This window comes from Comamonas sp. GB3 AK4-5 (assembly GCF_041320665.1).
GTDB lineage: Bacteria > Pseudomonadota > Gammaproteobacteria > Burkholderiales > Burkholderiaceae_C > Comamonas.
The window spans coordinates 2,791,984-2,806,167 of record NZ_CP166730.1 but is presented as its reverse complement, the minus strand read 5'-3'; the positions used below and the strand labels follow the sequence as shown (position 1 = coordinate 2,806,167).

The window sequence follows — 14,184 nt, the reverse complement described above, 5'->3', positions numbered from 1 at the left end:
ATTTTATGGCTTGAAAAATAATAATAAATAAGACTATTCCTATAATTTGAATTGCACTTGCAGAGTGTCCCAAACCAGGCTTTATTTGATAAATAAACTACGCTTTTTGCATTGCTGGCCGGGTGATTCTGGAGGTGCATTGCAATAAATTGTCTGCGATAGCCTGAAAAATAAGGGTAGGCCGAGTGCTGTGCTCAGGCCCCAGGATGCTTGCATTCAAGCCACCAGTGCAGCAGTTGCTGCCGGTGTGTGGTCGTTGCTAAGCCAGCGGGCATTTTCTGCAAAACATGGCGATAAAGGCCTTCGTCCTAGCAGCTCCATAGGTGCCGCATCCCGGATGATTGGCTGCTTAAAAACAAATGCCTCTTGCGCCATGGCCGAGAGGTGTTGCAGGCAGTTCTGGCAACATGGCCGCTGCAAAGGGGTAGCCATGTTGGTTGCTCTGCGCAGAACGCCACGACCGCATCTGGCGCACGTCTGGCATTGCAGCAAGCCAGCGGCGCTGTCTGGGCCTGACGCCGGCAACGAGGCAGAGCATGGTGGTACAGAGCATCCGGAAAGTGTGCGATGGTCGAATGGTGCTGGAGAGCTCTCGCGTCAGGTTGATCGGCATGCAGCTGATGTGGAAGGTGTGGCCGGGGATTTTTTTGGGTGGGCTGCAAATAGCCACCCACATTGGGCCTAGCTTGCTTCGATACACTGCTCACAGGAACGTGCCAGAGCGGCTTAATGGGCGCAGCGCCCATACGGGACTGCGCGGGCATCAATAGATGACCTCGCAGGTTCGAATCCTGCCGTTCCTTGTGTGCGCCACATCTGTAAGGAAGTAACCCCGGTATGTGATTGGTGCCGGGGTTGTTTTTTATTTCACTGGGAGATAAACGGCGTAGATTTTTGCGTAGTTTGGGTCCAGGACTCGGTATTTTTTAGAGGAGCCGATTGGTTTCCCGAAATCACGATGTTCATGGGGGCTAGGCCTTCTCGTACCAACTTTTGTACCAACAGGGCAGCATGTTCGGGAGGTGGGGGCATGCGGGCCAGAGCCTGTCTGGCGGATGCCTGCTTAGACCCGCTCCCACACATCCCTTGATACGTCGTTGCTTCGTCTTGTCGTACCTTTGTACTGCCGGCGACTTCGCGCCTTGTCTCAAACGCAAATCTTCGATTTTCTGGGTCGTGTGAGCGGCTCTTATTCCCTTCCGAAATCCTGTTCAAAACTGTGTGAAGGGATAAATCCCGTGGGGACCTGTGGTGTGATCGATGCTGATTTCTGCAGGGAGTGCAATATGAGGCTTGGGCTGGCAGACGCTGCGCCGGGGGGTGCGTCAGGAGGACAGGGTGGGTAGAGCGAAACAGGCGATGCGGTGTGCAGCGGTGTGCATGGCGGTGCTGGGGTTGCTGCTGGCCGCGATGGGCTGCTCCAGCCCAGGAGGGCCGCATGGGACTGTGCAGGGGGAGGGTTTTTCTTCCGGGGAGATGTGGCAGTCGGACAGCAACCGCATGGCCACGCTGGCCATGCGCGACAACCTGGACAGCCTGTGGCGGATTGCGGACAAGCTCTACCAGCGCAACCCTGCCGAATGGAAGAAAAGCGCCCACAGCCGGCAAGAGGCGCTGACCTATTTGCGCATTGCGGTGCTGGAGCGCCAGGCCTGGTCCGATCTGCAAGGGCAGCGCGATGTGGCGGCCCTGTCACTGGCTTTGCAGCCCCATTTTGTGGGCGACCGCGTGGCAGCCTTCATCTATGCTGCGGCCGACACCATCATTGCGGCCCATGCAGGCAAGGTCCGCTTCACCCTGGTCGATAGTCTGGAGCCGCAGCATCTCTACAACGCGGCGCGCAATCTGGAGATTGCCAACTGGATTTTGAACACCCGCCAGGGCGCGGACGGCAGGCCGCTGCTGCTGTCCAACCAGTTGGATGGGCAGGGGCAGAACCTCAGCTTCGAGCGGGAGATGGGCAAGATCATCGGGCGCCTGGACCTGCTGGCCAGCTACGCCACGGAGCGCTACCGCCGCTCTGCCATTGGCTATGGGCAAAGCCTGATTGCTGGTCCTTTTCTGCAGTTTCTGCCGGTGCGCTGACAGGAGGGCTGACCGGAGCAGCGGGGTGCATGTGGCGTAGCCCGGCACACGGGTATGGTGCGCACTCCCTGCGCTGCGGCGGCTAGACATGCCACAATTTCGCCTTGGAGCATGCATATGTTCTGAGACAAGGCGGCAGCGGGCAACTGGCTGCTGGCGTTGTATCGAGGCTCGATCGACTCCTTGTGCCGTACCGGTGGGGCGGGCACTGTGGTGAATGTCGCGGGCCTGCCATGCCGGGTACTTGCTGATGACCTGATCGCTCTGCCACATACCGTGTCCCATCGCCAACCCGTCCGCGTGAACGATATCGCGCAATACACCACCCTGATCGACGCGCGCACGCCGGCGGAATTCGCGCTGGACCATATTCCCGGCGCCATCAACTGCCCGGTACTGAGCAACGAAGAGCGGGCTCAGATAGGCACCATCTACAAGCAGGTCAGCCCCTTCGAGGCCAAACGCCTGGGCGCGGCCATGGTGGCGGCGAATCTGGCGCGCCATTTGCACGACACCTTCAGCGACAAGCCCGCGAACTGGAAGCCCCTGGTGTACTGCTGGCGCGGGGGGCTGCGCAGCGGCTCCATGGTCACCTGGCTGCGCCTGGTGGGCTGGGGCGCCCAGCAACTGGCCGGCGGCTACAAGGCTTTTCGCGGCCATGTGATTGAGCAACTGGAGGCCTTGGTGCCCCAGCTGCAGCTGCGTGTGCTGTGCGGCGCCACCGGCAGCGCCAAGACCCGCGTGCTGCATGCCTTGCAGCAGCAAGGCGCCCAGGTGCTGGACCTGGAAGGGCTGGCCCAACACAAGGGCTCGCTGCTGGGGGGCTTGCCCGGTGTGGAGCAGCCCAGCCAAAAGCATTTCGACACCTTGCTGCATGCCCAGCTGGCACAGCTGGATCTGTCGCGGCCGGTGTATGTGGAGGGTGAGAGCCCCAAGATAGGCCGCATCGCCCTGCCGCTGGGGCTGGTGGAGCATATGCGCCTGTCGCCGGTGGTGGAGCTGCGCGCCACGCATGCGGCGCGGCTGGCCTTTTTGCTGCAGGACTATGCCTATCTGGGCGACGACGCCGAAGGCCTGGCCCACAAGCTGGGCTATCTCAAGGAGCTGCAGGGCCGGGAGCGGGTGACGCGCTGGCAGCAGTGGGCGCAGGAGGGCGCATTGCCGCTGCTGTTCGACGAGCTGATGCAGCTGCACTACGACCCACAATACGCGCGCTCGCAGGCCAAGCATTTCAACCACTGGGCACAGCGCCAGGTGGTGGAAAGCGGCGATTTGACGGGAAGCGGCATCGATGCGGTGGCCGCACAGATGCTGGCGCAGGCCTAGGCGTTCTGCAAAGGCTCCAGATCTGGCGTTTTCTCATCGAAATGCCAGATTGCGCATGGCTGGTAAGCTATGAATGCTCTATATTTGATAGCGTCAAAGAAAAACACCGGCCAAGCCGGTGTCAGGGAAAGGGCAGAGCGGGTTGCCGAGCGGCGAGCAGGCCGGACTTAGTCGCGCTTGGCGCGCAGCACCTGCGCATTGGCGGCGTTGATCTTCACCTCCATCATCTGGCCGTCGGCCTGCAGCACATTCACCTGGTAGCTGGTGGTGCCCCAGTGGTTGTCCAGCTCGGCCCCCACTGCCGTGCCCGGCGTATGGGCCGTGGCCGCTTCGATGGCTTGCTGCATGCTGGTCTTGGCCGCTTTCAGGCGTTGCATATCCTTGTTCTTGGCCTTGCCATCATGCTTGGCTGGGCCGGCTTGGCCGCTGACCGCATCCACTTTGACCTCCACACTTTCTCCCGCCGGGGTGATGATTTCGACTGCATAGTGGGGTGCTTGCAGGTCGCCATCGTCCAGCTCCGCATCGATCACCGTGCCGGGTACGGCCTGGGTGGCTTGCACGATGGCCTGGTTCAGCGTCAGCTTGGACTGGGCCACCAGCTGCTGCCACTCGGCTGGGGATTTGGCCATGGCCAGACTGCTCATGGCAGCCAGGGCCAGTGACAGGGCGCTCAGGCGAAGGGATGGACGCATCAAAAACTCCTTGGAAACAGAGGGGAACACCGGCCATTGTGAGCTGCAGCGCGACAGGCCTTTTGTCAGCCCAGGCCGCGAGCCTGCATGGACTCCGTGTTTTCCTTGGGCGGGTCTGGGAGCTGGGCTGTTAGGCTGCGCCGAGCTGGGCGTGTCCGAAGGAGTAGCGCAAGGGCCGCGGATACGTCAGCTCCATATACGGGAGTTGCGCCATGCCGGACACACCTGTCACACCGTCGCCGCAAGCCACAGCGCCTGGGGCTCCTGAAACGCCTGCGGGCGTGCAGCTGTGCGTGCTGCGCTGGAGTGATCCCTGGCGCTGGCTGGTCATGGGGGCGCGCGATGTGGCCCGGGCCTGGGGTGTGGCCCTGTTCTATGGCCTGTGCTTTTGGGGCATGGCGCTGATGGTGGCCTGGGTGTTCAGGGCCAGCCCGGAATACGTGATGTCCATGGCCAGCGGCTGTCTGTTGCTGGGGCCTTTTCTGGCCATGGGCCTGTATGACACCAGCCGCCGGCTGGAACAGGGGCAGGGCGCGGCGCTGGGGCGTTCCATCACCGCATGGGACCGCAACCTGGGTGGCATGGGCATGCTGGTCCTTGTGCTGATGGTGCTGGAGCTGCTGTGGGGCAGGGCTTCGCTGGTGGTGTTTGCGGTGTTTTTCGAAACGGGTATGCCCTCCACCACGGGCGTGCTGCAGGCCATCTTCCGGCCGGAGAACTGGGAATTCATCGCGGTCTATCTGGTCGTGGGAATGGTGTTTGCCCTGCTGGTGTATGGCGCCACGGCCGTGTCCATGCCCATGATGCTGGACCAGGGCACGGATGCGCTCACGGCGGCTCTCACCAGCTTGCGCGTGGTCCTGGGCCAGCCAGGCGTAATGCTGCTGTGGGGTGTGCTGATTGCCGCGCTGGTGGCGCTGAGTTTTTTGCTGCTCTGGGGCCTGCCCCTGGTGGCGGTAGGCCCGCTGCTGGGCTGCGCCAGCTGGCATGCCTACCGCAGTGCGGTGCAGCCGCCGCCTTTGTCGGCCGCTATAACAGCACCGCAAGCTGTGGATTCGGTGTGAAACGCGCGTTCAGAGGGGATTTGGTGCACGATGGGGGCTTCCCTCACTTTCTATGGAGCTTGATCACATTGGCAACACCTAACTACGGATACGAAAAACGTCAACGCGAACTGGCCAAGAAGAAAAAGAAGGAAGAAAAGGTTCGTGAGCGCGAGCAGCGCAAGCTGCACCCTGAATCTGCCTCCGCTGCAGGGCACGAGCCGCAAAATGGGGCGCCGGAAGCCGGCCCCGGGGCTGCGCAGGGCGGCGGGGCGAATCCGCAGTAAAGCCCTATTCCCAGGCTAGGCCTTGGCTGGACGTGCGTTCAGCACTTTGGCCAGCGCCGGCCAGACGTTGTCCAGCATCTGCGGCTGGGCCTGGGCATTGGGATGCAGCCGGTCGGCCTGAAACAGGCTGACAGCATTGGGGGCATCGGCTACCCCCTTGAGCAGAAAAGGCACCAGCGCCGTGCGCGTTTCCTGGGCCACGGTGTCAAACATCTGCGCAAAGTCGCGGGCATAGGCTGCGCCATAGTTGGGCGGCATCTGCATGCCCACCAGCAGACGCTGGGCGCCGCTTTCCTGGCAGGCCTGGAGCATCAAACGCAGATTCTCGGTCGTGCTGGACAGTGACAGACCGCGCAGCGCATCGTTGCTGCCCAGGGCAATCAGCACATAGTGCGGCTGGTAGCGTTTGAGCAGCGAGGGCAGGCGCGAGCGCCCGCCCGCCGTGGTTTCCCCGCTGATGCTGGCGTTGGCCACATGCACCGGTAGCTGGTGCTGTGCCAGCCGCTGCTCCAGCAAGGCCACCCAACCCGTTCCCCGCGCCAGGCCGTATTCGGCGCTGAGCGAGTCTCCCAGCACCAGCAGCGTGCTGCCCTTGGGTTTGTCCTGGGCACGCAGCGGCGCGGTGTGACCAGCCACCATGGCGGCCGCCAGCGCGATAAAGTGGCGGCGATTTCCCTGCATGACGTGCAATGCGTTCACTGAAAGCCTTTCATGACTGAGACCCTGGTCCGCACCCCCTTGATCGAGGTGCAACATCTGTACAAATCCGTCAGCGATTCCACGGGTGTGCTGGATATTCTGCGCGACATTCACTGCAATCTGCAGGCCGGGGAGACGGTGGCCATTGTCGGCGCATCGGGATCGGGTAAAAGCACCTTGTTGTCCATTCTGGCGGGGCTGGATACCCCCTCGCGCGGCACGGTGCGTTTGCTAGGCCAGGACATGTTCGCACTGGATGAGGACGCCCGGGCCGCGCTGCGGGCGCAAAAAATAGGCTTTGTGTTCCAGAGCTTTCAGCTCATGGGCAATCTCACCGCGCAGGAGAACGTGATGCTGCCGCTGGAGCTGGCCGGCGTGGCCGGCGCGCGCCAGCAGGCCACCGAGATGCTGCAGCGCGTGGGCCTGGGCCAGCGGCTGCAGCACTACCCCAAGCTGCTGTCCGGTGGCGAGCAGCAGCGCGTGGCGCTGGCGCGGGCCTTTGTGGTGCGGCCGGCCCTGCTGTTGGCCGACGAGCCCACGGGCAGCCTGGACTTTGCCACCGGCGAGGCCGTGATGGCGCTGATGCTGGAGCTGCACCGCGAGCAGGGCACTACCCTGGTGCTGGTCACCCATGACCGCGGCCTGGCCGCACGTTGCCAGCGCGTGCTGACCATCGCCGCAGGCGCCCTGGTCAGCGATGAATATGCCGCGCCGGTGACGGAGCAGGAGCGCTGAGTTTTCTCAGCTTGATGGTGAAATCCCTCTCAAATGCTTGATACATAAGCAGAGGTTGCTATGGAGCTCGTAGTGCTTGGCCTGGCGCTGCCGCCTGAGGCCCGGCGCACAGGGCCCGGCTATTCCATGCCCAGCTCGATGTGAACCGGCGAGGCCACGCGCTGGCGGTAGGCTTGCACATAGGCTTGCCAGGCGGTGGCCGTGGTGATTTCGCCAGACCAGCTGATGGCTGCGCCGAGGTGGTAGCGCAAGGGCTGGCCGGTCTTGGCCTTGGCGAGGATGAGCTCGTTGTCGGCGTCTGCCGCATAGCCCTCGGCGCCAGGAAGAATGATGGCTGTGCCAAAGTCGCCAGCGCTGCGCTGGCGCACCCATTGCATCAAGGTGTCTGGTGCGCGGTAGGTGGCAATCGATGGCGTTTGCGCGGCATAGGCCGGCTTTTTGTTGAGGCCTAGCGCCACCGGCAGCGTCTGTGAACTTGGGGCGGTGAAGATGCTGTCGACCGTATCGAACAGATGCCCCGCATCGACGGTGAAGCGCTTTACCTCGCTGACGGCCACGCCGCCAGCGTCCCACGAGTCGTAGCGCAGCTCGAAGACGGTTCGGATCGGACCATTGGTGATCACATGCCAGCCCGTGTAGTTGCGGCTGACAAACAGCCGGCCGCCGCTCCAGATGCCTGTGCCACCGGCGCCGCGCGTGTGGCCCACGGAGTACATGTCCAGACCTTCTCCATCGTCCCTGTGATAGTGCCCTTTCCTGTACCAGCGATCGATGATGGGGTAGGAGACGCGCTTGAACCAGATGTCGATGCCGCTTGCCACCAGCACCTCCTTGTCGCTGCCCGCCGGCGCAGGCTCGGCCAGCGCTGGCCCGTAGGTCCGGTGGCCCACTCTGTCGTTCTCCCAGGCGAAGTCATCGAGGCGTTCGGGGACATAGCGTGCGAATGTCTGGGTTGGAAACGGCGGTGCAACCGTCGCGGTCTTCTCGATGGTGAAGCGGGCCTGCTGCTCGTAGGCGGCGAAGTCGTGCTGGAAGATCAGCTCGCCGTAGGCCTGGCCCTCGCCCTTGGGGTCTTTGGCCAGCGGCGCCACGTTGGTGACCTGGTAGGGCAGGGTGCGGCCGTCGGCATCGCGCACAAGCAGCTGCAGCATCTGCGCCCCGGGCAGGTGCCGGACCACCTCTGCCCAAGGGATGGCGATGGTCTCGGAAGGGCGTGCTGCTTTCAGCATATGCTGGACGCTCACCAGCATGCGCTCGGCCGCCTCGGCCTGTAGCGTGGCCAGCGCCAGCCATGCCGCCAGCATGAAGGTAGGGCTTCGCATGTGCTGCTCCTTGCTGGGCTTATTGGTCGAGCAGGCGGATCATTTCGGCGCCCGCCAGCAAGAAGGCGCCGACGCCGAAGTCCGCCGTCGAGTCCTGGTCCAGCACCTGACCAGGAATGGCCCTGTGGCCAATCGGCTGAACATAGCCCAGCTTGCCGTCGGGCTGCATGGCGGTCTTGGTCAGATAGCGCCAGCCGCGTTGGGCCGCAGGCAGGTATTGATCGCGCGGCAACAGACCATTGTTGACGCCCCACAGCAGGCCATAGGTGAAAAAGGCGGTGCCGCTGGTTTCCGGGCCTGGCGCATGGGCGGGGTCCAGCAGGCTGCGTGTCCAGTAGCCATCGGCCTGCTGGGTGGGCAGCAGCGCGGCCGCCATGGCCTGCAGGCGCTGCACATACTCGGTGCGGTGGGGATCATCCTGCGGCAGCTCTGCCAGCACCCTGGCCAGCGCGGCAAAGGCCCAGCCATCACCCCGCGCCCAGAAATCCTTTTTTCCGCTGCTGCTTTGGTGCTTGGGGTAGACATAGCGCGCATCACGGTAATACAGCCCTGCCTCAGCGTCATACATGATGCTGTTGGTGTAGCTGTAATACGCATGCATTTTCTCGAGGTACTGGCGATCGCCGGTAATTTTGTGCATTTTGGTCATCACGGGCATACCCATATACAAGCCATCCACCCACCACCAATAGTCTTGTGGCGCTGTGCTGATTTGGTAGGCCATGACTTCCTGGGCGCGTGCAATCTTGCGCGGGTCTTTTTCTAGGTGGTAGAGATCGATATAGACCTGAAAACAGGTTTGCCAATCCGCAAAGAGCACGTAATCTTCTTTTTTGCTGGCGGACTGGTATTTCCAATTGGCCTTGTCGGTGGATTTTGCGCCCATCCACTGGTTGTGCTCAGCCCAGGCCTCTGAGTAACGCAGATAATGCGGGTTGCCCGTTACACGATAGGCCTCGATATTGCCTGTGTGATAGGTGGCCACGTCCCAGTAGGCATCTTGCTGTGCAGGCGTTCGGGTTTGCCAGTAAGTATTGACCTGGTTGATGGCCGCAAGCACCTCGCTGCGTTGCATGCCCGTGTTGGGCACTGTATTGGCGCAACCACCCAACACGATGGCCATGGCATACACCCATCGGGCCACATATTTTTTCACTCTCATCGCTATGAAGTCCTTCACAGATGATGCGGTCAATCAGAGTGCGACAGCAGATGTCAATAGGGATTCTGCGTCTCCTGGATTATGTTCTGCGATTCCTTGAAAATAGGAATTCTGCAGACCATCCCATTATGTGGTTGGGTGTATGATTATTTTATGAGCCCCGAGGCTTAATAAGGTATCGTATTTATAGGGGAAATGAAAAAAACTTGCAGAAAGCGTGATACGCAGCACGCTGCCATGCAGTTGAATCGCCGAGGAAGCGGTGATGGGGGAGGGCGGGCGGATTGCCGCCATGTGCAATCCGCCCTGCTTGGCTGGGGTAAAAGGCTCAGGCCTGCACGGCCTGGGCCTGGCGCTGCTCTTCCGAAAGGCAGACCGCTGCGGTGAAGATCACGTCGGTGGAGGAGTTCAGCGCCGTCTCGGTCGAGTCCTGCAGCACGCTGATAATGTAGCCAATGCCCACCACCTGCATGGCAATGTCGTTGGAGATGCCGAACAGGCTGCAGGCCAGCGGAATCAAGAGCAGCGAGCCACCTGCCACGCCCGAGGCGCCACAGGCACACAGGGCCGAGACCACGCACAGCAGCAAGGCTGTGGGAATGTCCACCGTCATGTTCAGGGTGTGGGCGGCGGCCAGTGTCAGCACGCTGATGGTGATGGCCGCGCCGGCCATGTTGATGGTGGCCCCCAGCGGAATGGCCACGCTGTAGGTGCTCTCGTTCAGTCCCAGGCGCTTGGCAATCGCCATGTTGATGGGGATGTTGGCGGCCGAGCTGCGCGTGAAAAAGGCGGTGACACCGCTTTCGCGTAGGCACATCCACACCAGCGGATAGGGGTTGCGGCGAATCTTGCACCACACAATCAGCGGGTTGACCACCAGGGCCACAAACAGCATGGAGCCCAGCAGCACCATCAGCACGCGCAGGTAACCGGACAGCGCATCCAGGCCGGTGGCGGCCACCGTGGAGGCCACCAGGCCAAAGATGCCCAGAGGCGCGCAGCGGATCACGGTCTGGATGATGAAGGTCACGCCGTTGGACAGATCGGACACGGCGCGGCGCGTGGTTTCACTGGCATGGCGCAGCGCCACGCCAAAGCCAATGGCCCACACCAAAATGCCGATGTAGTTGGCCTTGAGCAGGGCGTTGACCGGGTTGTCCACGGCGCTCAACAGCACGCCCATCAGCACTTCGCGGATGCCGCCAGGGGCGGAAACGCCGGTGGCCGCATCCTTGAAATGCAGCACCGAGGGGAAGAGCATACTGGCCGCCACACCCACCACGGACGCGGCCAGCGTGCCCACCACATACAGCCATAGCACGGGCTTGAGCAAGGTGACCTCGCCAGGGCGGTGGTTGCCGATGGCGGCGATCACCAGCACAAACACCAGCACCGGGGCCAGGGACTTCAGGGCCGAGATGAAAAGGGTGCCCAGCAGCTCGACATGCAATGCGCCTTGTGGCCAGGCCAGGGCCAGCACAATGCCCAGCACCAAACCAGTCACGATGCGTGTGACCAGGCTGGTGTGGCATAGGCGGTTCATCAGAGGGGAAAGCATCATGGTGAAAAACGCAAAGACCTGCAGGGCCGGCGCCCGGCCTGCAGCACATAAAAAGGAAACCGGCCCTGGACGGTCGCTGCAATACAGCGACTTTCCATGACCGGTGGAAGAGAAGGTGTGGGGCTGCCAGGGCCCTGCGCCACACCGATGCCGGCAGTGTAGGTGTCCAGGGAAAGCCGAGTGGTTAGCAGGTACTTACGAAAGTTGGGTGCAGGGGGAGCTGTGTGTCACCGCCATGGCAGGCCGCAGCGGGCGGAGCAGGCTGGCGTGCGGCCCATTTTCTTCTCGGACATTGGCTTGGCTGGATAATGCCGCTCCTATGTCGTCCCCCAAAGTGCTTTTCGGCTTTCATGCCGTGGGCGTGCGCCTGAAGACCGCGCCGCAATCCATCATCGAAATCTACTACGAGGCCTCGCGCCGCGATGCGCGCATGCGCCAGTTTCTGGAGCGTGCCAAGGAGGTGGGCGCCCGGTTGATCGAGGCCGACTCCCTGCGCATCGCCAAACTGGCTGGCAGCCATGGCCACCAGGGCGTGGCCGCGCGCGTGGAAGAGGTCAAGGACACCCGCACGCTCGACGAGCTGCTGGATGACCTGCAAGAGTCCGGTGTCAAGGCCCCGCTGCTGCTGGTGCTGGACGGCGTGACCGATCCCCACAACCTGGGCGCCTGTCTGCGCGTGGCCGACGGCGCTGGCGTGCATGCCGTGATCGCCCCCAAGGACCACGCGGCTGGCATCAACGCCACCGTGGCCAAGGTGGCCAGCGGCGCGGCCGAAACTGTGCCGTATTTCATGGTCACCAATCTGGCCCGCACGCTCAAGGAGCTCAAGGAGCGCGGCATCTGGGTGATTGGCACCAGCGGCGATGCCGACAAGCACCTCTACCAGATGGACCTGACCGGCCCTACCGCTTTGGTGCTGGGTGCGGAAGGCGATGGCATGCGCCAGCTCACCCGCAAGACCTGCGACGCGCTGGTCAGCATCCCCATGCAGGGTGCGGTGGAAAGCCTGAATGTGTCCGTGGCCAGCGGCGTGTGCCTGTATGAGGCGCTGCGACAACGTCAGGTGCCGGCAGCCTGAGGTCGACCTCTTTTTTGATAGCTGCTTGAGCGCACCATGACTGCCTGCACGCCTGAAAACACCTTGGACGCTGCCAGCGTACATACCGTGCGCAACTGGGTGGCGCAGGCCAGTCGCTTGTGTGTGCTGACCGGGGCAGGTGTGAGCGCAGCCTCGGGTGTGCTGACTTTTCGCGATGCCCAGACGGGCTACTGGGCGCAGTTTCGTGCCGAGGACATGGCCAGCGAGGCCGGCTTTCGCGCCAACCCCGAGCGCGTGTGGCGCTGGTACCAGCACCGTCGTGAATTGATCGCCGCTGTCCAGCCCAATGCCGCCCATTTGGCGTTGGCGGACTGGGCCCGCCAGCATCCAGATCGGATGACCTTGGTGACCCAGAATGTGGACGGGCTGCACCAGCGCGCAGGCAGCGCCGATGTGCTGTGCCTGCACGGTGACCTGTGGCAAGACCGCTGGCTGAACCGGCCTTGCCCGCAGTGCAATCCTGAGGTGCTGAGCGATGGCGAGCCACCGGCATGCCCCCATTGCGGCAATCTGCGCCGCCCCGGCGTGGTGTGGTTTGGTGAAATGCTGCCCGGCAGCGTGCTGGCGCGCGCCCAGGCAGCGGCCGAAGCCTGCGATCTGTTGTTGGTGGTGGGTACGGCCGGTGTGGTTTATCCCGCAGCGGGCCTGGCCCAATTGGCCCACCGCTGCGGCCGGCGCGTGGTGGTGCTCAACACCACTGCCACGGATTTGGACACGGTGGCCGATGCTGTGCTGCGCGGGCCAGCCACGGTCAGCCTGGCTGCCGTATTGGCCATGGACGATGGAGCGGGTGCTGGGTAAAGGGCTTGGCCCTTAGAACGTGTTCAAAGTCTCGCCAGATGTGAGAAGCTCGCAGGATGAGAAAAGGCTACCCCAGCGATATCAAGCGTGAGCAGTTCGAAGTGATCCGGCCAATGCTGGAGAGTGCGCACAAAAGGACGCCCCCACGCAAGGTGGAGCTTTACTAGGTGTTCTGCGCCGTGCTGTATCTGCTGCGCACGGGCTGCCAGTGGCGAGCGCTGCCCAGCGACTTTCCCAAGTGGCGCACGGTGCATTCGTACTGGGCGATCTGGAGCGAGTCCCGCGAGGGTGGCAGCCTGCTGGAGCAGGCTTTAAAAAAATCAGGTTGGCGCGGCCCGCGAGAAACTGGGGCGCAACGCATGCAGCGCGTTCTTGATCGTGGACGCGCAGAGCGTGAAGAACACGGACACGGCGGGGCTGAAGGGCTATGACGCTGGCAAGAAGGTCTGTGGGATCAAGCGGTATATTGCGGTGGACACCCAGGGGCTGCCACATGCCATTGCGGTGACCACGGCCGAGGTAACGGACCGCAAAGGTGCCCTGCAGCGCTGTAAGCGGACGTTGGGCCGAGTGCAAGGCGTGCTGTGCGACAGCGGCTACGTGGGTCAGCCCTTCACGCAAGGGGGGTAGGAGATTTTGGGCGGGCACGTCACGGTGCAAATCGCCAAGAGAAGCGAGATGCACAGCTTCAAGATCATGCCCAAGCGCTGGATCGTCGAGCGCAGCCTCGCCTGGCTAGAGAAGAACAGGAGGTTGTGGAAGAACTGCGAGCGATGGCTCAACACCAGCTTGCAGTTCGTCCATCTGGCGTTCTTGGGGCTCTTGCTCAGGAGACTTTGAACACGTTCTTAGCGCACGAATTCAGGCACAGCGGCCAGCTCCATGCGAGCTTGTCCAAGTTTGGCGCAGAGGATGCTGCCGCAGGCAGGCGCCATGCGCTGGATGACGATACCGCCATCAGCGTGCAGATACACGCGGATGTTGGGGGACTCGGCAAAGCTCAGATGGGCTGCCTGGGTGTGCAGGTCTTGCCAGCCATGCTCGGAGCACAGGCGCTGGCTGCGCCAATGCGCCAGCAGTGCGGGAGGGCTTTTGTGGGCTTCGTTGGTGGCCAGCCAGGCTGCATGAAACAGTGCGAAAGCGGCGTCGGCATTGCCGCATAGGGGTGCGGCTTCCAGTTTGTTCAGCAAGGTGACCAGCCGGGTCTCGAAGGTGGAGCGCATGGCTTTGTATCTATAGTGTTCTCGGGTGGAATTGTTCTGTGTCGCACACCGGTCAAATGTAAATAAAAGGTAAATAAATTTACATTGAGTGCTGAGTTTGATGCGCATCTGATCCAGCACAACTGCCCGCGCTTTCCAGGTGCAGC

The 14,184-nt window shown here is 62.4% G+C and carries 13 protein-coding genes and 2 pseudogenes; 9 read left to right on the top strand and 6 right to left on the bottom strand.

Annotated elements, in window-relative coordinates; all coding sequences use genetic code 11:
- Positions 1-707: 707 nt before the first annotated feature.
- From ACA027_RS12635 to mnmH, 3 genes and pseudogenes are all read left to right on the top strand, one after another.
- Positions 708-803 (top strand): annotated as a pseudogene (locus ACA027_RS12635).
- 556 nt (positions 804-1,359) lie between these two features.
- A complete protein-coding gene (locus ACA027_RS12630) occupies positions 1,360-2,085 on the top strand; it encodes a hypothetical protein (protein WP_370682577.1) in 726 nt (241 codons plus the stop codon).
- Between the two features lie 276 nt (positions 2,086-2,361).
- Positions 2,362-3,411, top strand: coding sequence for a tRNA 2-selenouridine(34) synthase MnmH (gene mnmH / locus ACA027_RS12625; protein WP_370678578.1), 1,050 nt, complete (start codon positions 2,362-2,364; stop codon positions 3,409-3,411).
- A gap of 167 nt (positions 3,412-3,578) precedes the next feature.
- On the opposite strand, the gene ACA027_RS12620 is transcribed toward mnmH, so the two are convergent.
- Entirely contained in the window at positions 3,579-4,106 is a 528-nt protein-coding gene (locus tag ACA027_RS12620) for a PepSY domain-containing protein (protein WP_370678577.1), read from the bottom strand.
- 212 nt (positions 4,107-4,318) lie between these two features.
- Between ACA027_RS12620 and ACA027_RS12615 the strand changes: the two genes are divergently transcribed.
- Together ACA027_RS12615 and ACA027_RS12610 are read left to right on the top strand one after the other, a co-directional pair.
- The gene (locus tag ACA027_RS12615) at positions 4,319-5,170 is read left to right on the top strand and encodes a DUF2189 domain-containing protein (RefSeq protein WP_370678576.1); all 852 of its coding nucleotides are present in this window, start codon (positions 4,319-4,321) and stop codon (positions 5,168-5,170) included.
- Between the two features lie 68 nt (positions 5,171-5,238).
- Positions 5,239-5,436, top strand: coding sequence for a hypothetical protein (locus tag ACA027_RS12610; protein WP_370682576.1), 198 nt, complete (start codon positions 5,239-5,241; stop codon positions 5,434-5,436).
- Positions 5,437-5,451: 15 nt separating this feature from the next.
- On the opposite strand, the gene ACA027_RS12605 is transcribed toward ACA027_RS12610, so the two are convergent.
- Positions 5,452-6,117 (bottom strand): arylesterase, encoded by a 666-nt coding sequence (locus ACA027_RS12605; protein WP_370682575.1) that lies wholly within the window; start codon positions 6,115-6,117, stop codon positions 5,452-5,454.
- 30 nt (positions 6,118-6,147) lie between these two features.
- Here ACA027_RS12605 and ACA027_RS12600 point away from each other — a divergent pair, with 30 nt between their 5' ends.
- Positions 6,148-6,870, top strand: coding sequence for an ABC transporter ATP-binding protein (locus ACA027_RS12600; RefSeq protein ID WP_370678575.1), 723 nt, complete (start codon positions 6,148-6,150; stop codon positions 6,868-6,870).
- Positions 6,871-6,989: 119 nt separating this feature from the next.
- On the opposite strand, the gene ACA027_RS12595 is transcribed toward ACA027_RS12600, so the two are convergent.
- From ACA027_RS12595 to sstT, 3 genes are all read right to left on the bottom strand, one after another.
- A complete protein-coding gene (locus tag ACA027_RS12595; protein ID WP_370678574.1) occupies positions 6,990-8,192 on the bottom strand; it encodes a DUF4861 family protein in 1,203 nt (400 codons plus the stop codon).
- Between the two features lie 19 nt (positions 8,193-8,211).
- Positions 8,212-9,354 carry a glycoside hydrolase family 88 protein gene (locus ACA027_RS12590; protein ID WP_370678573.1) on the bottom strand — a complete coding sequence of 381 codons (1,143 nt, stop codon included), beginning with the start codon at positions 9,352-9,354 and terminating at the stop codon, positions 8,212-8,214.
- Positions 9,355-9,682: 328 nt separating this feature from the next.
- Positions 9,683-10,912 carry a serine/threonine transporter SstT gene (sstT, locus tag ACA027_RS12585; protein WP_370682574.1) on the bottom strand — a complete coding sequence of 410 codons (1,230 nt, stop codon included), beginning with the start codon at positions 10,910-10,912 and terminating at the stop codon, positions 9,683-9,685.
- Positions 10,913-11,234: 322 nt separating this feature from the next.
- Between sstT and rlmB the strand changes: the two genes are divergently transcribed.
- From rlmB to ACA027_RS12570, 3 genes and pseudogenes are all read left to right on the top strand, one after another.
- On the top strand, positions 11,235-11,993 hold the full coding sequence (gene rlmB / locus ACA027_RS12580; RefSeq protein ID WP_370678572.1) for a 23S rRNA (guanosine(2251)-2'-O)-methyltransferase RlmB: 759 nt from the start codon (positions 11,235-11,237) through the stop codon (positions 11,991-11,993).
- A gap of 36 nt (positions 11,994-12,029) precedes the next feature.
- Positions 12,030-12,815 carry an NAD-dependent deacetylase gene (locus tag ACA027_RS12575; protein WP_370678571.1) on the top strand — a complete coding sequence of 262 codons (786 nt, stop codon included), beginning with the start codon at positions 12,030-12,032 and terminating at the stop codon, positions 12,813-12,815.
- 56 nt (positions 12,816-12,871) lie between these two features.
- A pseudogene (locus tag ACA027_RS12570) lies at positions 12,872-13,655 on the top strand (IS5 family transposase).
- A gap of 8 nt (positions 13,656-13,663) precedes the next feature.
- Here ACA027_RS12570 and ACA027_RS12565 read toward each other — a convergent pair.
- The gene (locus ACA027_RS12565; protein ID WP_370678570.1) at positions 13,664-14,038 is read right to left on the bottom strand and encodes a hypothetical protein; all 375 of its coding nucleotides are present in this window, start codon (positions 14,036-14,038) and stop codon (positions 13,664-13,666) included.
- Positions 14,039-14,184 lie beyond the last annotated feature (146 nt).

What these genes read in the sequence shown, in the direction of transcription:
- ACA027_RS12605 (WP_370682575.1), bottom strand. Translation starts at nt 6,117, where the DNA reads ATGCAGGGAAATCGCCGCCACTTTATCGCGCTGGCGGCCGCCATGGTG.
- ACA027_RS12620 (WP_370678577.1), bottom strand. Translation starts at nt 4,106, where the DNA reads ATGCGTCCATCCCTTCGCCTGAGCGCCCTGTCACTGGCCCTGGCTGCC.
- ACA027_RS12565 (WP_370678570.1), bottom strand. Translation starts at nt 14,038, where the DNA reads ATGCGCTCCACCTTCGAGACCCGGCTGGTCACCTTGCTGAACAAACTG.
- ACA027_RS12575 (WP_370678571.1), top strand. Translation starts at nt 12,030, where the DNA reads ATGACTGCCTGCACGCCTGAAAACACCTTGGACGCTGCCAGCGTACAT.
- ACA027_RS12600 (WP_370678575.1), top strand. Translation starts at nt 6,148, where the DNA reads ATGACTGAGACCCTGGTCCGCACCCCCTTGATCGAGGTGCAACATCTG.
- rlmB (WP_370678572.1), top strand. Translation starts at nt 11,235, where the DNA reads ATGTCGTCCCCCAAAGTGCTTTTCGGCTTTCATGCCGTGGGCGTGCGC.
- ACA027_RS12595 (WP_370678574.1), bottom strand. Translation starts at nt 8,192, where the DNA reads ATGCGAAGCCCTACCTTCATGCTGGCGGCATGGCTGGCGCTGGCCACG.
- ACA027_RS12630 (WP_370682577.1), top strand. Translation starts at nt 1,360, where the DNA reads ATGCGGTGTGCAGCGGTGTGCATGGCGGTGCTGGGGTTGCTGCTGGCC.
- ACA027_RS12615 (WP_370678576.1), top strand. Translation starts at nt 4,319, where the DNA reads ATGCCGGACACACCTGTCACACCGTCGCCGCAAGCCACAGCGCCTGGG.
- ACA027_RS12590 (WP_370678573.1), bottom strand. Translation starts at nt 9,354, where the DNA reads ATGAGAGTGAAAAAATATGTGGCCCGATGGGTGTATGCCATGGCCATC.
- sstT (WP_370682574.1), bottom strand. Translation starts at nt 10,912, where the DNA reads ATGCTTTCCCCTCTGATGAACCGCCTATGCCACACCAGCCTGGTCACA.